The 22,055-nt window shown below is 29.8% G+C and carries 23 protein-coding genes; 20 read left to right on the forward strand and 3 right to left on the reverse strand.

Features of this window, described 5'->3' with window-relative positions; translation table 11 throughout:
- Position 1 precedes the first annotated feature (1 nt).
- The 12 genes from priA to B9N53_RS02705 all read left to right on the forward strand — a co-directional run bounded on the left by priA (position 2) and on the right by B9N53_RS02705 (position 12,277).
- Positions 2-2,371, forward strand: a complete 2,370-nt coding sequence (priA, locus tag B9N53_RS02650) for a primosomal protein N' (protein ID WP_094203561.1) — start codon at positions 2-4, stop codon at positions 2,369-2,371.
- Between the two features lie 8 nt (positions 2,372-2,379).
- A complete protein-coding gene (gene def / locus B9N53_RS02655) occupies positions 2,380-2,868 on the forward strand; it encodes a peptide deformylase (protein ID WP_094203562.1) in 489 nt (162 codons plus the stop codon).
- Entirely contained in the window at positions 2,858-3,790 is a 933-nt protein-coding gene (gene fmt, locus B9N53_RS02660; protein WP_094203563.1) for a methionyl-tRNA formyltransferase, read from the forward strand. Before def ends, fmt begins: the two co-directional genes overlap by 11 nt.
- Positions 3,791-3,799: 9 nt before the next feature.
- Positions 3,800-4,483, forward strand: a complete 684-nt coding sequence (locus tag B9N53_RS02665; RefSeq protein WP_094203564.1) for a zinc metallopeptidase — start codon at positions 3,800-3,802, stop codon at positions 4,481-4,483.
- Between the two features lie 114 nt (positions 4,484-4,597).
- Positions 4,598-5,869, forward strand: coding sequence for a 16S rRNA (cytosine(967)-C(5))-methyltransferase RsmB (gene rsmB / locus B9N53_RS02670; RefSeq protein WP_094203565.1), 1,272 nt, complete (start codon positions 4,598-4,600; stop codon positions 5,867-5,869).
- Positions 5,870-5,918: 49 nt separating this feature from the next.
- Positions 5,919-6,968 (forward strand): 23S rRNA (adenine(2503)-C(2))-methyltransferase RlmN, encoded by a 1,050-nt coding sequence (gene rlmN / locus B9N53_RS02675; RefSeq protein WP_094203566.1) that lies wholly within the window; start codon positions 5,919-5,921, stop codon positions 6,966-6,968.
- Positions 6,965-7,702: a Stp1/IreP family PP2C-type Ser/Thr phosphatase gene (locus tag B9N53_RS02680; protein WP_094203567.1), complete on the forward strand. Its 738-nt coding sequence runs from the start codon at positions 6,965-6,967 to the stop codon at positions 7,700-7,702. The genes rlmN and B9N53_RS02680 overlap by 4 nt, the downstream gene beginning before the upstream one ends.
- Positions 7,692-9,575, forward strand: coding sequence for a Stk1 family PASTA domain-containing Ser/Thr kinase (pknB, locus tag B9N53_RS02685; protein ID WP_094203568.1), 1,884 nt, complete (start codon positions 7,692-7,694; stop codon positions 9,573-9,575). The genes B9N53_RS02680 and pknB overlap by 11 nt, the downstream gene beginning before the upstream one ends.
- Entirely contained in the window at positions 9,565-10,443 is an 879-nt protein-coding gene (gene rsgA / locus B9N53_RS02690) for a ribosome small subunit-dependent GTPase A (protein WP_094203569.1), read from the forward strand. Before pknB ends, rsgA begins: the two co-directional genes overlap by 11 nt.
- Complete coding sequence (rpe, locus tag B9N53_RS02695; protein WP_094203570.1) at positions 10,443-11,093, forward strand: ribulose-phosphate 3-epimerase; 651 nt, start codon at positions 10,443-10,445, stop codon at positions 11,091-11,093. Before rsgA ends, rpe begins: the two co-directional genes overlap by 1 nt.
- 15 nt (positions 11,094-11,108) lie before the next feature.
- Positions 11,109-11,648 carry an energy-coupled thiamine transporter ThiT gene (gene thiT / locus B9N53_RS02700; RefSeq protein WP_094203571.1) on the forward strand — a complete coding sequence of 180 codons (540 nt, stop codon included), beginning with the start codon at positions 11,109-11,111 and terminating at the stop codon, positions 11,646-11,648.
- Positions 11,645-12,277, forward strand: a complete 633-nt coding sequence (locus B9N53_RS02705) for a thiamine diphosphokinase (protein WP_094203572.1) — start codon at positions 11,645-11,647, stop codon at positions 12,275-12,277. The genes thiT and B9N53_RS02705 overlap by 4 nt, the downstream gene beginning before the upstream one ends.
- Before the next feature lie 28 nt (positions 12,278-12,305).
- Here B9N53_RS02705 and rpmB read toward each other — a convergent pair whose 3' ends face one another.
- Complete coding sequence (gene rpmB, locus B9N53_RS02710) at positions 12,306-12,521, reverse strand: 50S ribosomal protein L28 (protein ID WP_002836298.1); 216 nt, start codon at positions 12,519-12,521, stop codon at positions 12,306-12,308.
- A gap of 179 nt (positions 12,522-12,700) precedes the next feature.
- Between rpmB and B9N53_RS02715 the strand changes: the two genes are divergently transcribed.
- The 6 genes from B9N53_RS02715 to B9N53_RS02740 all read left to right on the forward strand — a co-directional run bounded on the left by B9N53_RS02715 (position 12,701) and on the right by B9N53_RS02740 (position 18,423).
- Positions 12,701-13,063, forward strand: a complete 363-nt coding sequence (locus B9N53_RS02715) for an Asp23/Gls24 family envelope stress response protein (RefSeq protein WP_002836299.1) — start codon at positions 12,701-12,703, stop codon at positions 13,061-13,063.
- Positions 13,064-13,071: 8 nt separating this feature from the next.
- Complete coding sequence (locus B9N53_RS02720; RefSeq protein WP_094203573.1) at positions 13,072-14,697, forward strand: DAK2 domain-containing protein; 1,626 nt, start codon at positions 13,072-13,074, stop codon at positions 14,695-14,697.
- An 89-nt stretch (positions 14,698-14,786) separates the two neighbouring features.
- Positions 14,787-16,823, forward strand: coding sequence for an ATP-dependent DNA helicase RecG (recG, locus tag B9N53_RS02725; RefSeq protein WP_094203574.1), 2,037 nt, complete (start codon positions 14,787-14,789; stop codon positions 16,821-16,823).
- 8 nt (positions 16,824-16,831) lie between these two features.
- Positions 16,832-17,392: a 16S rRNA (guanine(966)-N(2))-methyltransferase RsmD gene (rsmD, locus tag B9N53_RS02730; RefSeq protein ID WP_002836302.1), complete on the forward strand. Its 561-nt coding sequence runs from the start codon at positions 16,832-16,834 to the stop codon at positions 17,390-17,392.
- On the forward strand, positions 17,385-17,873 hold the full coding sequence (coaD, locus tag B9N53_RS02735; RefSeq protein ID WP_094203575.1) for a pantetheine-phosphate adenylyltransferase: 489 nt from the start codon (positions 17,385-17,387) through the stop codon (positions 17,871-17,873). Before rsmD ends, coaD begins: the two co-directional genes overlap by 8 nt.
- A 76-nt stretch (positions 17,874-17,949) precedes the next feature.
- Positions 17,950-18,423: a hypothetical protein gene (locus B9N53_RS02740; protein WP_035109473.1), complete on the forward strand. Its 474-nt coding sequence runs from the start codon at positions 17,950-17,952 to the stop codon at positions 18,421-18,423.
- Between the two features lie 45 nt (positions 18,424-18,468).
- Here the strand turns inward: B9N53_RS02740 and B9N53_RS02745 are convergent, their stop codons facing one another.
- Complete coding sequence (locus B9N53_RS02745; protein ID WP_094203576.1) at positions 18,469-18,888, reverse strand: flavodoxin; 420 nt, start codon at positions 18,886-18,888, stop codon at positions 18,469-18,471.
- Positions 18,889-18,891: 3 nt separating this feature from the next.
- Positions 18,892-19,437: a DUF3793 family protein gene (locus B9N53_RS02750; protein WP_094203577.1), complete on the reverse strand. Its 546-nt coding sequence runs from the start codon at positions 19,435-19,437 to the stop codon at positions 18,892-18,894.
- 205 nt (positions 19,438-19,642) lie between these two features.
- Between B9N53_RS02750 and secG the strand changes: the two genes are divergently transcribed.
- Together secG and B9N53_RS02760 are read left to right on the forward strand one after the other, a co-directional pair.
- Positions 19,643-19,867: a preprotein translocase subunit SecG gene (gene secG / locus B9N53_RS02755; RefSeq protein ID WP_002836307.1), complete on the forward strand. Its 225-nt coding sequence runs from the start codon at positions 19,643-19,645 to the stop codon at positions 19,865-19,867.
- Between the two features lie 24 nt (positions 19,868-19,891).
- Positions 19,892-21,904, forward strand: coding sequence for a sodium-translocating pyrophosphatase (locus B9N53_RS02760; protein ID WP_094203578.1), 2,013 nt, complete (start codon positions 19,892-19,894; stop codon positions 21,902-21,904).
- The last annotated feature ends 151 nt before the right edge of the window (positions 21,905-22,055 follow it).

A 22,055-nucleotide genomic window follows, 5' to 3' on the forward strand; every position in this document is an offset into this window, starting at 1 on the left:
CATGTATATTGATGTTATTTTTAGAAACAAATCAAAGATGACTAACAGGCTATACTCATATTATTCAAGTGAAGATGTAGAAGTTGGAATGAGAGTTATAGTACCTTTTGGAAAATCAAATATTAACAAATTAGCGCTAGTGGTTAGAATTAATGATAACCCTAAACAAGATATTGATTACAAAGAAATAATATCAGTAGTAGATTTAAATCCTATTGTCACTCAAGAATCGATAGATATTGCTTTTTTCATGGTTGATAAATATTTAAGCGACTATAGCTCTGCTTTTCAAACTATTTTGCCACCTGGTAACTTTGAAGAATTAAAAGAATATTTCACTGCTAATGATAAGTTAGAAAATGTAGATGAAGATTTGTACAATATTCTTAAAACCAAGAAAGAATATTCTGAAATTAAAGAGATTTCAGACATTAGCCATAAAAAGCTAATGGAGTATGTAAAATCTGATTTTTTGAAAATGGATTTAGTATACGATCAACAAATCACACCAAAACTATTGAAATACGTCAAGCTTATAGAAGATAATCCGGTAATTTCAAGAAGAGCAAATGCCCAACAAAAAATAGTTGATATGCTCAAAACTAAAAACAACATGCTTTATAGTGAGCTTCTAGCAAAAACTAATACGACTTCAAGCGTAGTAAAAGCGCTGGAAGAAAAGAAAATTGTTGAAATTTATTTCAAAGAAGTTGACAGAATTGTTGTGGATGATACAAAAACTTATCAAAAAATAAAACTAAATTCTCAGCAAGAAGAAGCCTACAATTCGATTTTAGAAAATCAATTCAATTTGTTACATGGTGTAACGGGTAGTGGTAAAACAGAAGTGTATTTGCATTTTGTTGAGAAAATGTTAGAAGAAGGAAAAGATAGCATAGTTTTGGTTCCCGAAATTTCATTGACTCCGCAGACTATTGAAAGATTTGAGGGAAGATTTCCTGGAAAAGTTGCGATAATTCATTCTAAGCTAAATGTTAACGAAAAATTCGAACAATTTCGAAAAATGTATAATGGAGAATACAAAATAGTAGTTGGAGCTAGAAGTGCAGTATTTTCTCCGTTTAAAAATTTAGGATTGATAATAATTGATGAAGAGCATGAAACAAGTTATGTAAGTGAAAAAAATCCTAAATATAACGCTATCGATATTTCCAGATTTAGAGCAGAATATAATAGCGCTAAGCTTTTATTGGGATCAGCAACTCCTGGTGTTGAAGAATACAGCAAAGCTTTAAAAGGTGAGTACAACCTTATAGAAATGAACAAAAGAGCAAATAATACAAACCCTGTTGAATGCACTATTGTAGACATGAGAAAAGAACTCGAAACTGGGAATATGAGAATGTTCAGTAAAGTTCTTCTCAATAAAATTCAAGAAAATTTGAACAACAAAAAACAAACTATTTTGTTTTTAAACAAGAGAGGTCACACTTCTTTTATTTCATGTAGAAGATGTGGATATGTACTAAAATGTGATAGCTGTGATGTTTCAATGACATATCACAAAACAAAGAATAGGTTGATTTGTCACATGTGTGGTAGAACCGCATTAAAGCCCAAAATATGCCCCAACTGTGGTTCAAAATTTATAAAAGAGTTTGGAGCAGGAACTCAAAAATTAGAGGAAGAAACAAGAGAGCTTTTTCCAGATGCACGAATTGCACGAATGGATAGGGACACTACAAACACAAAAAAAGATTACAAAAAAATCTATGATATGATGAATAATCAAGAAATAGATATATTAATTGGGACACAAATGTTGTCAAAAGGATTTGATTTTCCAAATGTAACACTAGTCGGTGTAATGGCTGCAGATATTAGTTTGAACTTAGGAGATTACAAATCAAACGAAAAAACATTTCAATTGATAACTCAAGTAGCCGGAAGAGCCGGAAGAGCAGAATATGATGGAGATGTAATAATCCAAACATATAAGCCTGATAATTTTGCTATCACATCAGCGGCACTTCATGATTACAAGATGTTTTATGAAAAGGAGATCAAGCTAAGAAAATCATTTAATTATCCTCCTTTTTTCAGAATATTAAACATAAATATTTCCAGTAGAAGCAGAAATGTTGCTATGAAAAAAATCAATGAGATATCGAATTATGTCGCTGCTCTGATTAGAAAATACAAATTATCTACAACATTGATAAATGGTCCTCATCCTTCTCCAATAGAGAGAATTAATAATATGTACAGGTTTGATTTGTACTACAAATTTCCAAATGGAGAAGATAGAATAATAGAAATAATTAAAAAAGTTTTGATAAATAATGAATACAATATTAACTTAGAGGGAATAACACTCAAAATAACGTTAGATCCTCAAAGTTATTTTTAGGAGATAATATGGCATTAAGACAAATAAGATTAGAAAATGATCCAATCTTGAGAAGAAAATCAAGAGAGGTTGAAAAAATAGATGATAGAATCAAACAAATCGTAGATGATATGTTTGAAACAATGTATGAAAATAATGGGATAGGATTGGCTTGTGTTCAAGTTGGAATGCTTAAGAGAATAGTAGTAATCGACATGCAAGATGAAGACGGTAAAATGGTTCTAATAAATCCTAAAATTGTAGAAAGATCAGACGAAAAACAAATTAATGTTGAAGGTTGTCTTTCAGTTCCTGGTAAAAATGGATATGTTGAAAGACCTAAAACGGTTACTGTAGAATACACTGATTTAGATGGAAATATTCAAAGAAAAACTGCCACTGATTACAAAGCACATTGTTTTTGTCATGAATTGGACCATCTGGATGGCGTATTGTACACTGATAAAGTTTTGGATCTTACTGATGAGGAGATTGAGAGCTTAAATAATGAAAAATAAAATTGTATTTGCAGGATCACCAGATTTTGCTGTTGAAAGTTTACAAAGATTATATGACAATCCCAATAACGAAATTCAATTAGTAATATCACAACAAGACAAAAAACGAAACAGAAATAAGTTTTCACCTACAGCTGTTAAGAAAAAAGCTATGGATTTGGGAATAGATGTTATTACTCCACAAAATATAAATGACGATGAAGTTTTTAATTTATTAGATAGCCTTAATCCTGATTTTATTGTAGTTGTAGCTTATGGGCAATTAATCAAAAAAAGAATTTTGGATAGATTTAAAAATAAGATTTTAAATGTTCACGCATCAATTTTGCCCAAATACAGAGGAGCTTCTCCGATAAATTATTCGTTACTAAATGGTGATAAAGAATCTGGTGTAAGTATTATGTTAGTTGAACAAGGACTTGACACTGGTGATGTTTTAGCTGTAGATAAAATTGAGCTTGACAAAGACATTATGCTTGAAGAATTACATGATAAATTAATGATAATGGGTGCTGATTTAATAGATAAAGTTATCAATGATTATCAAAAATATTTCGATTCAAGAGAAAAACAAAATGAAAATCAAGCATCTACAGTAGGCAAAATTCAAAAATCTATGGGTGAAATTAATTTTAATGAAAAAGTAGATGTAATTTACAATAAATTTAGAGGATTGACTCCTTGGCCAGGTTTGTTTTTTAAATTAAACGATAAAACTGTAAAAGTTCACAATATCAACATAATAGAACAATATAATGATAATAAGAATGGGGAAGTTGTAAAAGTAGACAAGAATGGAATAAAAGTTGCTTGTGAAGATGGATTTATAATTATCACAAGATTACAACTTCCAAATAAAAAACCTCTGAACGTTAGCGAATATTTGAATGGAAATTCATTTGAAGAGGGAATAATTTTGTAGGAGGAATCATTGTTTAATTTTTATTATGATAGAACTATGCTACTTTTAATTCCGGCTTTGATATTGGCGTTTTACTCACAAATCAAAGTCACTCATACTTTTGATAAGTATAAGAAAATTACTAATTCAAAAGGATTGACTGGAAAAGAAATGGCAAGAGTTTTACTTGATTACGAAGGTTTGTCTGATATAGAAATAGTAAATGTTCAAGGAAGCTTGACAGATTACTATGACTCATCAAAGAAAGTTTTGGCTTTATCAGATGCAGTGTATAATAGTCAGTCGATTTCAGCAGTTTCTGTAGCAAGTCACGAAGTAGGTCATGCGATTCAAGACAAGGAAAATTATGGTTTCTTGAGATTTAGAGAATCTTTGTTTCCTGTTGTGAATTTTGCATCGAAGTCAGTTTGGATTTTAATTTTACTTGGATTTATGTTTAGTATGAGACCATTAGTTGAATTTGGCATTATTTTGTTTTCAGCGACTGTTTTATTTCAACTAGTTACATTGCCAGTTGAGTTTGATGCTAGTAGCAGAGCGATAAGAGCTTTATCAAATGGACTATTAGCTGATGATGAAATAGAACCTGCGAAACAAGTTTTAAAAGCAGCTGCATTAACTTATATTGCAAGCGCTTTGGTTTCACTGTTACAATTGGTAAGATTAATACTAATATCAAGAGATAGAGATTAAAAATTAATGTAGATTGAACCTAAGGTTAATCCTTTTAGGTTCAATTTTTTTATTTTTGATGTTTTAGTGTAAAATATATTATGTAATTAAAATAATTAAAAGAAATGAGAGATTATGAATATTAGAAACGAAATAATTAATATTACCAATTCAATTAATAATAAATCAGGATACTCTTCTGAATTATTAAAGACTTATGATTATGATGATTTGGACAAAAGAGATATCGCGTACATTAAAAGGTGTGTATTTACAGAAATTGAAAATAGATTTTTTATAGATTATGTAATATCTAAGTGTAGCGATTTGGAATTGAATAAGCTGGATAAAATTGTTCTGGAAATCTTACGAATGGCAACTACAGAAATACTATTTATGAAAACGGCTGATTATGCCGTAGTAGACGAAGCAGTAGAATTGGCTAACAACTTAACACATTATAAAGATTATGTTAATGCTGTTCTACGAGAAGTTTGCAGGATTAATTTGGATGAGGAAGATTTAGAAGATGAAGTAAAATTCTCCATAAACAAAGAATTACTTAAGATGTTGAACAAGTCATATTCTAAAAAAACTGTAAAAAAACTTCTAAAATCATTCTTTTACAAATCTGATTTTGTAATTAAACAAAATAAATTGAAAGAAAATAATTTAAAAATTAACTTAGAAAAGCAAGGATTTGTATTAGAAGATCATCCTTTTTTAACAGATAGTTTTATCGTAGAAAATCCCGAATCGATAATAGATACGAACGAATTTAAAGAAGGTAAATTTATTATCCAAGACGGTTCTTGTAGTTTGTGTGCAGAGATTTTAGAGCCAATGGAGAACTCCGTAGTTCTTGATATTTGTGCTGCTCCTGGGTCAAAATCATGTAACATTCAAGAGATAACAAATAATAAATCAATTATTTACTGCAATGATATTAATGAGAATAAAATAGATAGAATAAAGGAGAATGTGTATAAATGTGGAGTTGAAAATGTTCAATACTTGAACTTTGATGCAACTATTTTACAAGAAGGTTTGATAAATAAATTTGATAGAATTCTTGTGGATGCACCTTGCTCTGCAACTGGAGTTATCAATAAAAATCCAGAGATAAAGTTGTTCAGAATAAAAAAAGATGTAGAAGATTTAGTTGAAATTCAAAGAAGAATTCTTGAAAATTGTGAAAAATATCTTAAAAAAGGTGGTGTCTTAGTCTATTCTACATGCTCTCTTTTAAAAGAAGAGAACGAAGAAAACGTAGATTATATTGAAAACAAATTAAATTTAAAAAGAGAAGATATTGTTTTTTATGGAGATAAAAATGAATTTATAAAACTTATGCCATTCCAAAAAGGAACACAGGGATTTTTCATTTCAAAGTTTGTAAAAGACTAATAGATTACAAAACTTGAGATTTTTGATATAATTTAGATTGGTGAATAATATGCAAAATAAAATTGTCTTGGAAAATATGACTGTCGATGAGCTGAAAGAATTTTTTGTGAATAACGGAGAAAAATCTTTCAGAGCATTGCAATATTTTCAAGCTATTCATAAAAATAGAATATTCAATCCTGACATGATGACTAATTTTTCTAATGATTTAAGAGAAAAACTAGACAACTACAATGATATAAAAAATTGTTCTATTATCCAAAGGATTGATTCAAAATTAGACAACACGAAAAAGTATTTGATAGAGTTAAGTGATGGTAATATCGTAGAGACGGTGTTTATGGAATATAAAACTCACACTTCAATATGCTTATCAACACAAATTGGTTGCAAAATGGGATGTAAATTTTGTGCATCGACAAAGAAAAGTTTCGTAAGGAATTTACAACCTTATGAAATGTGTGCTCAGATATATTTGGTAGAAAATGATTTGGGTATACGAATTAACAATATGGTATTAATGGGAATAGGTGAGCCATTAGATAATTATGATAATGTTGTAAGATTTATTGATCTGATTTCGAATAAAGAAGGACAAGATATGTCTATTCGAAATATAACATTGTCTACATGTGGATTAGTCGATAAAATAATTAAACTTGCAGATGAAGATATAGGTATAAAAATAACTATTTCACTTCATAATCCATTTGATAATGAGAGAAATCAACTAATGCCTATTGGAAACAAATACTCAATTGAAGAAATTCTAGATGCTTGTGACTATTATTTTGATAAAACCAAAAGGCGAATTGGATTCGAATATACTGTAATTGAAAATGTAAATGATTCAAAAAAATACATGGACAAGCTAGTCGGTTTATTAAAAAATAGAAACTGTCTTTTGAACTTGATAACATTAAATCCTATCGAAGAATTTAATCAAAAATCTCCAGATAGAAACAAGATGATGGAGTTTATGAATTACATGAATAAAAACAATGTTAATACAACAATAAGAAGAAAACAAGGCATTGATATTGATGGAGCCTGTGGACAATTAAGAATTAACAATATGACTAAAAGAGGTGTGAAATGAAATATGCTTCAAACACAGACATTGGATTGGTAAGAAAGCTTAATGAAGATTATCATATGAATTATATTACAGATGATTTTAGCTTGCTTGTTGTGTGCGATGGAATGGGTGGACATAAAGCTGGTGAAGTTGCAAGTAAAAAAGCTGTCGAAACAGTTATAAACTACGTAAAAGAAAACGAAAATGAAAAAGATTACGAAAGCACATTGCGTAAAGCTATAATTTTAGCAAATGAGGAAGTTTACAAAGACAGTGAAAATAATACTGAACATCGAAATATGGGCACAACGATAGTTGCTTGTTTAGTTCATGATGATAATGCTATTGTTGCAAATGTTGGCGATAGCAGATTGTACTTATACAGGGATGAAGAATTAAAGCAAATAACTGTAGACCATTCTCTTGTGAATGATTTATTATCATCTGGAACTATTACTGAAGAAGAAGCTGTTGATTTTGCACAAAAAAATGTTATTACAAGATCTTTAGGAATTCAAGATACTGTAGATGTAGATATTTTTAACGTTGAGCTTGTTAAGGGTGATTTGATATTAATGTGTACAGATGGTTTGACTTCACAATTAGAAAATGAAGATATAGTTGATATTATTAAAGAAGAATCAGATTTGGATAAAATAGCTCAAAATTTGATTGATGAAGCAAATGATATCGAAGGTATTGATAATATAACTATTACGCTTTATTTATATGAAGGGGAAAATTATGATAGGTAAAGTTTTAGGCGATAGATATGAGATAATAGAAGAAGTCGGCGTTGGCGGGATGGCCAAAGTATACAAAGCTTTGGACACTGTTTTAAACCGATATGTCGCTGTAAAAGTATTAAAAAATGAATACATGGAAGACCAAGATTTTCTGAGAAAATTCGCTATGGAAGCACAATCTGCTGCATCATTGACTCATGCAAATATAGTAAGTGTGTTCGATGTTGGAAGTTCATATGTAGATGGTCGCAAATATAATTACATCGTAATGGAATATGTTGATGGTAAGACATTAAAAGATATAATCGATGAAAAACAAATTTTGCCGATTGAAGATATCGTAAATTATGGAGTTCAAATAGCAAGTGCATTAGAATGTGCTCATAAGAATGGAATAATTCACAGAGACATTAAGCCACATAATATGTTAATTGATAAATCTAATAATTTAAAAGCTACAGATTTTGGTATTGCAAGAATTTCTTCGTCTGCAACATTGACATATACTTCAACTGTTTTGGGAACTGTTCATTATATTTCACCAGAACAAGCAAAGGGTAAATTTATTGATGAGAAAAGTGATATATATTCATTAGGTGTTGTATTGTACCAAATGGCTACAGGTGAAGTACCATTTGACGCACCAAATGCAGTTGGAATTGCATTGAAACACATTCAAGATCCATTGGTACCACCTATAAATCTTCGACATGATTTACCACAAGGGCTTAATGACATTATAGTTAAAGCAATGGCAAAAGATCCTAATGATAGATTCAAATCAGCGACAGAATTAAAAGAAATGTTGAAGAATTATCAAAGCTATTCCTCTGATTTGTATCAAAAAACCACTAAGAATCCAATTATAAAAGAAAATGATGAACAACCAGAAGTAAAAGAAGCTGTTTATAAAACTCCTAAACAATCTTCTACAAAAGATAACAAAAATAAATCTAAAAAATTTATGTGGATTCTATTGCCTGTACTTTTAGCAGCATTGGTATTTGTTGCATTTATATTCGGCAAGAAATATATAAACAAGAATAAGCAAGACCTAGTTTTAGTTCCTGCATTGACTGGTTTAACCGAAAACGAAGCATTAAATAAAGCTAAAGCAAATAATTTAATTGCTGTTGTTTCAGAATACAAGACTGAAAGTAATGTTGAACCAGGAAAAGTATTAGAACAAGATCCAGAGTCTAGTACAGAAGTAAAAAAAGGAACTATTATAAAATTAGTTGTAAGCAAAGGTGAGGAACAGGTATCTGTACCTAATTTATCAAATATGACTATAGAAAATGCTAAAATCCAACTCAATAAATTGGGCTTAGAAATTGGCGAAATAACTAAAGAAAACAGCGATAATTTTGAAGCTGGAAAAATTATGCAACAACATCCGGATGCAGGAACTAGCATAAATAAAGATTCCAAAGTTGATGTTGTAATTTCTTTAGGTAAAAAAGAAGAGCTAGTAGAAATGGTTGATTTAATAGGGACTGATATTAGTCAAGCTAGTAATAAATTAAAATCAATTGGACTGAATATAGGAAATATTGAAAAGAAATTTAGTAATTCATACGATACAAACCAAGTTATATGGCAACAATATGATGCGGGAAAGAAACTTAAAAAAGATAGTTCAATTGATGTTATAATCAGTAAAGGTAAAAAGGAACCTGAAATGATTGATAAAGTATTCAGAATAAGTAAACCTGTAGAAAAAGGGATTTACACAGTAACTATCAAAGATGAAACTGAAAACAACATTATCTATGAAGAAAACCATGACGCTTCTGAAGGAGATATAAGAATTAAAGTAAAAGTAAAACCTAATAATGATATTAAAGTCTATATTAATGGAGAATTAGTTAATGTCGGATAAAACAGGTGTTATTACTAAAATTCAAAGAGAATTATTTTACGTAAGCATTGGAAACGAAGTGTATCCTTCGAAGGCAAAGGGGAATTTTAGGAACAAGAAAATTACTCCAGTTGTAGGCGATAAAGTAGATATAAACGTAGAGAATGGTCTTGGATTTATTTTAAAAATACATCCAAGATCTGTACTTTTACACCGCCCTGAGGTTAGTAATATAGATAAATGTTTCGTTCTAAGTAGCATTAAGTCACCTAATATTAATCTAATGTTACTAGACAAATACTTATTAATGATTGAGAAAAACAACATTGATTGCGTCATTGTATTTAATAAATCTGATTTGGTATCTGAGGATGAGAAAAAATTTTATGCTGATATATACAGAAATAGTGGGTATAAAGTAATATTCAATTCAAATGAATCTTCAATTACTAATGAAGAGTTATTAAATGAATTCAAAAATCATATTAGTTGTGTCATTGGTCCTAGTGGGGCAGGGAAATCCAGTACTTTAAAAAAATTATTTCCGAATGAGGATTTTGTTTCTGGAAAAATTAGTGATAAAACTCAGAGGGGAAAACAGACGACGAGACACATTGAAATTAAAATGGTAGATGATAATACTTACGTTTTGGACACACCAGGTTTTAGTTCTTTTGATTTGTCTTTTTTAGATGACAAATTTGAGATCAAAAATAATTTTATAGAATTTAGAAAAAACAGTTCAAAATGTAAGTTCAATAATTGTGACCACATTAATGAACCAAAATGTGAAATAAAAAGGCTTGTTGAAACTGGAGAAATATCTCAAAGTAGATATGGTAATTATTTGAATATAGTTGAAGAATACGAAAAAATTAGGAGGTATTAATGGCTAATTTAAGTCCATCTTTGTTGGCTTGTAACTTTTTTGAGTTAGAAAAGAACTTAGATATACTAAAAAACAATGGAATAAAATATTTACACTTAGATGTTATGGATGGTAATTTTGTGCCAAACATTTCTTTTGGGCCAGCCATTATAAAACAAATAAGAGAAAAATATCCGGAATTTATTCTTGATTGTCACTTGATGGTTAATAAACCAGAAAATATTATAGATGACATGTTGAATGCTGGGGCGGACATAATTACTTTTCATCCAGAATCAACTTTTCATCCTCATAGAATTATTCAAACTGTTCATAAAGCTGGAAAAAAATGTGGATTAGCACTTAATCCATCCACAGGATTAGATTGTTGTGAATATATTATAGATGATTTGGATATAATACTAGTAATGAGTGTCAATCCAGGATTTGGAGGACAATCCTTCATAGAAAGTCAATATTCAAAAATAAAAGATGCAAGAAAAATGATTGAAAAATCACAAAAAGATATTATATTGGAAGTTGATGGAGGGGTAAAAACTTCTAATGTCGATAAAGTGTTAGAATCAGGGGCTAATCTAATTGTAAGTGGTTCAGATGTTTTTAATCAAAATATAGAAACGCAATTAGATATTTACAATGAAAAATTATAGTAACAGGAGGATATATTGAACAAAAATTTGAGATTTATGGTTGAAGGAGCTATCACTTTAGCTCTGACAGCTGTGCTAAACAGTATTGTTATTTTTAAAATGCCAAGAGGGGGATCTGTTTCTTTGGCTGGATATGTTCCAATTTTATTATTTGGACTAAGATGGGGACTTAAACCAGGGATTGTAATTGGTTTAATGTATGGAATTTTAGATAGTTTTGTCGACCCTTATGTTATTCATCCAATACAATACTTACTAGATTATCCAATAGCATACATGGCTTTAGGTCTATCAGGATTAGGATGTAATAATGAAACTTTGAGCGGTAAAATTAATTTTAAAATGATTTTAGCATGTGTATTTGCTGTTTTAATGAGGGGAGTGGCTGCTATTTTAAGTGGTTATGTATTCTTCAAAGACACATTACCAAAAGATATACCTGCTTTACTAGGTTCATTCTTGTATAATATTACCTACATTGTTCCTAATGGAATTATAGCGATAGTTGTCATATTAATTTTAATTAAACCTGTATCAAAGGTAAGTAAAAAATGATTGGTTTGATTTGTTGCGCTGGTGAATTATCTGATAAGAATCTTTTTGAAGAATATTATAAAAAGTCTGATTTTAAAATAGCTGTAGATGGTGGAACAAAATATTTCACCGATTATCACAAAGATTTTGATTTCGCTATAGGAGATTTTGACTCTGTAAATACTAAAGATAAAGCTTTTCTAGAAGAAAACAACAAGATTCTTGAAAAATATAATTGTAAAAAAGATTTTACTGATTTTGAAGCCGCAATAAATATATTAATCGAAAAAAACTGTAATACAATATATGCTTTTGGGGCAACAGGAACTAGATTAGATCACACAATGTCGAATTTAATTTATTCAAAAAGATGCTTTGAAAAAGGGATTGAACTTATTTTTATTGGTAACAATAATATAATTAAATTCTTAGGAAAAAGCACCGATTGTGTTATGAAATATGATTATATTTCTATTGTAGTATTATCGAATAATGGAATGAAAATTAGATTAAAAGGTTTTGAATACGACAGTGAATTTTTAGATGTTGATTTTTGTTCAACTTTGACGATTAGCAATAAAATAAAAGATAAAAAAGCATATATAGAATTAATAGAAGGATATGGTCTTTTGATTGATTCTAGAGATTAAAAAAGAGTCGAATTTTCGACTCTTTGTTTTATTCTTCTTCTGTTGTTTTGATAAATTGAGGTCTTTCAACTAAACCTGATCTTAAGCATCTAGTGCATACATTGATTCTTTTTGGTTTTCCATCAACTAAAGCTCTAACTTTTCTGATGTTAGGTGCCCAGCTTCTATTTGAAGATCTTAAAGAAAATGATCTATTATTTCCGAAAGTTCTTGATTTACCACAAATTTCACATTTTTTGGACATAATTACACCTCCTGGTTCTTTTTCAAATGTCTCTTGATATTATAGCATATTTTAAAACTGAATTTCAAGCTTTTAGAGCTAAAATATGTTATAATAATATAGTATTAATATGTAAATTAGAATCTTAAACACTAAAAGAGTATAATATAATTAATTAGGTATCACAAATAGGAGGTAATATGACTACTAAAATTGATAACGAATATGGTTCAATATTAATATCAGATAATATCGTTAGAACTATTGCTAGTGAAACAGCCATGACTTGTTACGGAATTGTTGGACTAGCTTATAAAAATTTATCAGATGGATTTTTAATGTTACTCAATAAAGACAATATGAGTAAGGGAGTAAAAGTTTATACAAAAAATAATAAAATTGTAATAGATTTGACTGTAGTTTTGGAATATGGTACTAAAATTGCTGTGGTTTGCCAAAATATTATTGATACAGTTAAATATAGTGTAGAAAATAAAACTGGTCTTGAAGTTGAATGTGTAAATGTTCTTGTTCAAGATATGAGAATAAACGAAGAAAAATAGGGGGCACAATGAAGAATGACGCAACACTGTTCAAGAATTGCCTTCTAGCGGGATTTAAGAACTTAGAAAATAAAAGAGAAATAGTAAATAGCTTAAATGTTTTTCCAGTTCCAGATGGAGATACTGGTACTAATATGACATTGACAATTAAATCAGCTATTTCAAAAGTTAATGGCGTAGCTGATGTGAGCATTGCAAATTTAGCTAAAGCTATGAGTGATGGTTCTCTGATGGGAGCTAGAGGGAATTCTGGTGTAATTACTTCTCAAATCATGAGAGGTTTTTATAATGGATTCAAAGATTATACTGAATTTAATATATTTGCATTAAGAGATGGATTTGTAGAAAGTTATAAAACTGCTTATAAAGCCGTAATGAAACCAACAGAAGGAACTATTCTTACAGTTTCTAGATGTATGGGTGAGTTTGCTGATCAAAATTATCAAAATTATGAAGATGTCAAAGAATTTTTGACAGATATTATTTCTGAAGGTAACAAGGCACTTCTTAAAACTAAAGAAATGTTACCTGTTTTAAAAGAAGCCGACGTAGTTGATGCGGGTGGACAAGGATTAATGCTATTCTTAGAAGGTGTGTTAAATTACGATAACGAAAAATTGATTTCAGAAACAATAATTGACGAATCTTCTAGAACTATTAATGAAAATACGAATGTTGTATCAGATGAAGAAATAGAATTCGGATATTGTACTGAATTTTTTATAATGACTGATGCAGATGAAAATTCATATAGATCAAAATTAGAAAACTTTGGTGATTGTTTACTAGTTGTAAAAGGTGATGGAGTAATCAAAACTCATATTCACACTAATAATCCAGGTAAAGTTTTAGAAATTGCCATGGAATTAGGCGCTCTAAGAGATATCAAAATAGATAATATGAGATTACAACATCAAAACTTGCATTCTACTGAAGAAGAAATTAGTCAAGCTTCTACTAAACCTTCAGAACCAGAAAAAGATTTTGGATTTGTAGTGGTTAGCAGTGGTAAAGGATTCAGTAAAGTTTTCGATATGTTAAATGTGGATGAAGTGATTACTGGTGGTCAAACAATGAATCCATCAACTGAAGATATAGTCAATTCCATAGAAAAAGTTAATGCAAAGACAGTTTTTGTATTCCCTAACAATAAGAACATCATATTATCAGCTAATCAAGCAAAACAAATAGTTGATAAAAAAGTTTTCGTTGTAGAAACAAAAGCCGTACCACAATCTATTTCGGCTCTTTTAGCTTTTAACGAAGAAGCAAGTGCAGAAGAAAATTTTGATAGCTTTAATGATGTAATATCAACAGTGAAGACTGGTGAAGTTACTTTTGCTGTAAAAGATTTAAATATGTCAGATATAAAAGTAAAGAAAGATGACATTATAGGTCTTGACCAAAAGAATATCAGAGCGGTTGGTAATGATATCAATAAAGTTTCAATGGATTTATTGAGACAACTAATTCAAAAAGACGATTCATTGGTTACAATTTATTACGGTGAAGGCTGTGATGAAATGGTTGCTAATAAGTTGAAGGATAGTTTGGAAGAAGAATATAAAAACATTGATATTGAGGTTGTTGAAGGATCTCAACCTTTATATTACTATGTATTTTCAATAGAATAATTCCTTACAAATAATTACAGATAATAGATCGATTTTCATCGGTCTATTATTTGTATGTTTAATGTAGGGATTTTTTTGTGTGGTGAGTTATGCAATTATCAGAAATAAAAGGAATAGGAAAGAAAAAATTAGAAGTTTTAAATTCCATGGGTATTTTTGATGTTAATGATTTATTGAATTATTTCCCATATAGATACGAAAATAGAACGGTCATTAAAAACATTATAGATACAAGAGATGAAGAAAGCTGCGTTATAAAAGTTAAATTTATTTCAAAACCTGTAACTAAGTATCTTAGAAGGAATTTAAATTTAACATCTGCTATTGCTTTTGACGATACTTCTAAAATCAGTGTGTCATGGTTTAATCAGCCTTTTATCAGAAATCAAATTTTACCAAACACTACCTACTACTTGTATGGGAAAATAAATAGAGTTCAAAATCAATTTAAGATATCCTCTCCAATTTTAAGTAAATCTTTTGGTGGGAAATTGGGCATTATTTATCCAATTTATAAAGTAAAAAAAGGCGTTACAAATAATGATATGATTAAATTCATTGATTTTGCTATTAAACATTGTATTGATGAAATTAAAAATGTTATTCCTTATAGTATGATTAAAAACTACGATATTGAGAACAAAAGAAATGCAATAAAAAACATACACAAACCTGTAGATTATGCACAATTTAAAAGAGCTAGGACTGCTCTTGTTCTTGAAGAAGTTATTATAATGCAATTGGCAATGAAATCAATGAAGACAACACTCAACGAACAAAATTATATAAAATTTAAAACGGACGAAAGCATAGATATTTTCATAAAATCTCTGAAATTTGAACTTACAAAAGGACAGTTAGAAGCAATTAAAGATATTGAAAGTGATATGACATCTGAAAAGAGAATGAATAGATTGGTTCAAGGAGATGTAGGAAGTGGAAAGACAATAGTAGCTGAAGCAGCGATATTCAAATCATATTCAAGTGGTTATCAATCAGCTTTTATGGCTCCAACAGATATTTTAGCGACACAACATTATGAAAGCCTATCTGATGATTTTTCAAAATTTGGGCTAAAAGTTTGTTTATTAAAATCTGATTTAACAAAATCGGAAAAAGATTCTGTTTTAGAAGGAATAAAGTCGGGTTATTTTGATGTCATAGTTGGTACACATGCAATAATTCAAGATTTTGTAGAATTTAAAAAGCTTGGACTCGTAATTACCGATGAGCAACATAGATTTGGTGTAGGTCAAAGAAAGAAAATTTCAGACAAGGGACAAAATCCAGATGTTCTTGTAATGACAGCTACTCCGATTCCAAGAACTTTAGCACTTTCTTACTACGGGGATTTGGATATCTCAACAATAAATGAAATGCCTAAGGGTAGAAAAGTAATAGAAACATATTCTGTTGGATTTAGTTATGAAAAAAGAATAGCAGCTTTTATCAGAAAACAAGTTGAAAATGGGTTTCAAGCTTATGTTGTGTGTCCATTGATAGAAGAATCTGAAGCATTAGATTTAGAAAATGTAACAGAACTTTACAATAGGTTATCTAGTGAATATTTTTCTGATATAAATGTTGGAATGTTACATGGTAAAATGAAATCTTCGGAAAAAGAAGAAGTTATGAAAGATTTTGTAGACGGGAAAACAAAAATATTGGTATCTACAACAGTTATTGAAGTTGGCGTTAATGTCAAAAAAGCAAATTTAATTGTTATATATAATGCAGAAAGATTTGGACTTTCACAACTTCATCAACTAAGGGGTAGAGTGGGAAGATCTTCAGATCAATCTTATTGTATTCTTATCAACAATGCACATTCAGATGAACAAATGGAAAGAATGAATATTATGGTTAAGACGAACAGCGGATTTGAACTGTCACAAAAGGATTTGATGATGAGAGGTAGTGGTGATTTGTTAGGAACTAGACAATCAGGGATACCACTTTTAAACATAGCAGACCTAGAAAAAGACTATGAATTGATAGAAAAGGCTGCTGTTATAACTGATTATATATATACGAATGATCTATGCAAAACTAAAGAATATATGTATTTGGATGAAGAAATTAATAAGTTTAAAGATAAATTACTAGAAAATGTTATTTTTAATTGAGGTGAGAAATGAAAGTTATTTCAGGAAAAATGAGAGGTATGAACTTAAATACCGATTTAGATAGATTTACAAGACCGACAGAAGGGAAAATAAAAGAAGCTATATTCAGCGTGATTTTTCAAGTAAAACCTAATTCCAAAGCATTAGATTTATTTGCAGGAAGTGGAGCAGTTGGAATAGAGTTCATAAGTCGTGGATGTGATTTAGTAGTATTTAGTGAAGCTTCTAATGATAATATAAAATGCATCAATGAAAATATTGAGCATACAAAATCACAGGAATTCGCAAAAGTCTTTAAAGGTGATTTTAAGAAAAATTTATTAAATATCAGAAGACAAGGATTAAAATTTGATTATGTTTTTATCGATCCGCCTTATGAAAGATTAAATTATTACAAAGAATCAATTCAGATGCTAATAGATAATGATCTTTTAAATGATGATTGTCTTGTAATATTAGAATCCGAAAAAGAATTGTCTGATGAATATTTCAAAAATTTGAAATTAGAAAAACAAAAACAATATGGTAAAAAGAAGAATATATATTTTTTGAGGAATGATAATGAATAAAACAAAAGTATTATATCCAGGTAGTTTTGATCCGATTACAAATGGACATATGGATATTATTGAAAGAAGCGCAAAAATTTTTGAAGAAGTAAATGTAGCTGTTGTGAAAAATATTCAAAAGAAAAGCACTTTTTCACTTGAACAAAGAGTTCAGATGATTGAAAAAGCATGTAACCACTTATCTAATGTAAGGGTTCATCAATTTGAAGGATTGACTGTAGATTTTGCAAAACAAATAGGTTGTAGTACAATTATAAGGGGACTACGTGCTGTGAGTGATTTTGAATCAGAAATGCAAATGTCTTTGGCTAATAAGAAGTTAAATAATGAATTAGAAACATTGTTTTTAGTTGCAGATGGCAAATATGCATTTCTCTCGTCTTCTATAGTTAGAGAGATAGCTTCCTATGGCGCTGATATATCAGAACTTGTTCCAGAAAATATCATTGACGATATAAAGGATAAATTTAACGATAAATAAATGCTTTATCTTGAATTAATTTGATATTTTTATTATAATAATTGTAAGAATAATTAGCTCAATGCAGGAGGGTTACATGGATATTATTAAGTTAATAGAAGAAATGGAAGACATACTTGATGAAGCATCAACAGTTCCATTTTCTAAAAAAGTTATGGTTGAAAGAGAAGAACTTCTATCAGTTTTAAAAGATATGAGAGAAAATTTACCAGAAGAAATCAAACAAGCTCAATGGACTAATGCTGAAAAGAATAGAATTATCGATGAAGCTAACAGAGAATCTGAAAATATTAGAACTCAAGCTTACAAAGAAGCAGAAAAAATAGACCAAGAAGCTCGAAACAGATTTGAAACAATGGTAAATGAACACGATGTTACTATTGCAGCTCAAAAAAATGCAGAAGAAATTACTTCTCAAGCTGAAAACAATGCTAGACTATTAAAGAGTCAATCTATCCAATATATCGATGAAATGTTGGAAACAACTCAAGACAAATTGAACAATCTATTGGAAGAATTACAAGAAAACAGAAATGAATTAAAAGGCTAATAAAAAGCTTGGTAGTTTTAAATGACTACCAAGCTTTTTTAAGTATTATTTTAATAAATTATCTGCAAATTTTTTGATATCAGAAGTAGAATTTTCATCTGGTGTATCATAGCAGATTACAGTATCAATAACGTTTAAATTATTTTTCATACATCTTTCTTTCCAAAATCCCATCCATTCACCGTTGTTCCATTCATAAGAACCAAAGAGAGCAATTTTTTTATCATTTAATGTATTTTCTAAATCGGAAAACATGGGTTCAAATGAAGTATCTTCTAGTTCTTCATCACCCATAGCAGGGCACCCAAAAGCAATGACATCGAAATTGTCAATATCGTAGTTTTTATAATCATCACTAAATACCATTTCGACTTTAGATCCTTTTGACTCACATTCTTCTTTAATAATTTGAGCCATTTTTTCAGTGTTACCAGTTTGAGACCAGTATAAAATTAATAAATTCATAATTTACTCCTTAAAATAATTTATTATATCAAACAAGTTATTTCCTTGTAATGATAATCTTTTTGTTACGAGCTTAGCATAGTCATATTTTTTAAATATATCTTTTGCCTTTTCCACATCAGAATATACTTTCCACCTTCCAGAAATACATTCATTTTTTCCGTTGTAATTAATAAATCCAAGCACATCCTCGTAAGGATACCCTAAAAAAAATCCGATTTCATGAGGAAATTCATTTTCAAGTAATCTTTTCTTTAAAAAATTTATGCTGCTATTAAAATTATCCGCAGGATAACCATAACTTTTCAAAGCATTTTGCAGCCTCTTATCATTATAGTTTTCTATTAAATTGTAATTTATTAAGTACAGCAACAACTTTTTTCTAGTTTGCTTTAAAATAATTAAGCTAAAATTATATTCTGATAATTTTTCGTTTAATTTTAATATGTCTTCAAATATGCTATCTGTATAATCAACATTTATCATATTTGCAAATTTGAGATTACTTAGTGTGGGATAACAATGTTCTAATAATATGTCTTGTAACATAACCACCTCTATAATAAGTATTGATAATTGATATCATAAAAAGTATAGCACATGATTTTTAATAAATCAATACTGATTATCAATTAAATTCAAAGAAATTTGTGGTATAATATCTTTGTGCAATAATGATATATGAAGTATCTTGATAATATCGAATGTCTATGTTATATTTTATATATCAACTTAATTGAAATGAGGTGGATAAATGAAGACTATTTTTTCAGTAATTTTAGTTATTGCCAGCATTGTAATAATAATTGCAGTGATGAGTCAAGAAACTAAATCAGAAGGGATGGCAGCGTTAACAGGCGAAACTAATGTCGGTGGACATGGTGGAAGATTAACTAAGGATAATTATATTAACAGAGTTGTTATTGTATCATCAGTTATATTCTTGGTTTCAGCTTTGGCGTTAGCATATATAAAATAATTTAATAGTTGAAAGGAGTAAATCATGGACAATATGTATTACTATTTAGCTATTGCAGCAGGTATTATCGCTTTATTATTTGCTGCAATAAAATTTAGTAGCATAAGTAAAAAAAGTGCTGGTAATGAAAGAATGAGGGAGATATCTGGATTTATTCACGACGGAGCAATGGCTTATCTTTCTCGCCAGTACAAAGCACTTATTATTTTTGTTGTTATAGTATGTGTAATTCTAGGTGTTGCAATCGATTATAAGACAGCAATTTGTTTTTTAGCTGGTGCAATATTTAGTGTACTTGCAGGTTACATTGGTATGCAAACTGCAACAAAGGCAAACGTTAGGACAGCTAACGCGGCAAAAGAAGAAGGAATGAATGGAGCATTAAACGTAGCATTTTCTGGTGGAGCAGTAATGGGGATGTGCGTTGTTGGATTAGGAATTTTAGGTATAACTCTTTCTTATATTATTTTCCAAGATGCTGAAATCGTTACTGGATTTAGTTTTGGTGCTTCTTCTATAGCTTTATTTGCCAGAGTTGGTGGTGGTATCTATACAAAAGCAGCCGATGTTGGTGCAGACTTAGTTGGTAAAGTTGAAGCAGGTATTCCTGAAGATGACCCTAGAAACCCTGCAGTTATTGCAGATAACGTTGGGGACAACGTAGGTGATGTTGCTGGTATGGGAGCTGACTTATTCGAATCTTATGCGGGTAGTATTTTATCAGGTATTACATTAGGTTTATTAGCTTATAAAGAAGCTGGTGTATCATTTGCAATAGCAATTGCAGCGTTAGGTGTTATTGCATCTATTATAGGTGTATTTACAGTTAGAGGAGGAAAAGATCCTCAAAAATCTTTAAATACAGGTACAATTATCAGTTCTATTTTAGCAATTGCTGGATCTTTCTTCTTATCAAGATCTATTCTTGGCAGTAATAATGCTTTCTTCTCCGTATTAGCTGGTATATTGGTTGGATTGATAATTTCACAATTTACAGAATACTATACATCTGAAGATAAAAAACCAGTTCAAAAAATTGCCGAAGAATCAGAAACAGGTTCTTCTACAAATATTATCTCTGGTTTGGCTACAGGAATGAAATCAACTACTGGTCCAATTATTGTAATAGCTATTGGTATAATAGTTTCATTCTTTGCATCAAATGGTGCAACGAATCCTACAGAGGGATTGTATGGTATCGCAGTAGCTGCAATCGGTATGTTATCTACTTGTGGTATGACAATTGCGGTAGATGCTTATGGTCCTATAGCAGATAACGCTGGTGGTATTGCTGAAATGTGCGAATTACCAGAAAATGTAAGAAATATTACAGATAAATTAGACTCAGTTGGTAATACTACTGCTGCAATTGGTAAAGGATTTGCAATTGGTAGTGCTGCATTGACAGCATTAGCATTATTTGCATCATATACTGCTGTAGTAGGTTTGAAACAAATCGATGTTACAAGTCCAGAAGTTGTAGCTGGTATGTTTATTGGTGGTATGTTACCATTCTTGTTCTCAGCATTGACTATGGATGCTGTAGGAACAGCTGCAAATGATATGATTGTTGAAGTTAGAAGACAATTTAAAGAATTCCCAGGAATTATGGAAGGTACTCAACAACCTGATTATAAAAAATGTGTGGACATTTCTACAGGTGCTGCATTAAGACAAATGCTTGTTCCAGGTTTGTTAGCCGTAGTTTGTCCTGTTGTTATGGGATTCTTGTTAGGGGCAGAAGCTTTAGGTGGACTTTTAGCAGGTTCACTTGTAACTGGTGTATTAATGGCAATATTCATGTCAAACAGTGGTGGAGCATGGGATAATGCTAAGAAATATATTGAATCAGGTCAACACGGTGGAAAAGGATCAGATGCTCATAAAGCAGCTGTAGTAGGAGATACTGTTGGGGATCCATTCAAGGATACTTCAGGTCCATCATTAAATATTTTAATTAAATTGATGACAGTAGTATCACTAGTATTCGCACCATTGATTGCTCAACATGGTGGACTAATACTAAACTTATTCTAAAAGATAGAATATTTTTAGTATTTAAAGTGTTTTTCTAAAACACGAATTGAATTAAAAGATTTTAAGCGGAATGTTATCTGTATATCGCAGAAAACATTCCGTTTTTAATTTTGTTTTATTTTAATTCAAAATTATTGTATAATATTATTAT

Source organism: Finegoldia magna, assembly GCF_002243175.1.
Classification (GTDB): Bacteria; Bacillota; Clostridia; order Tissierellales; family Peptoniphilaceae; genus Finegoldia; species Finegoldia magna_J.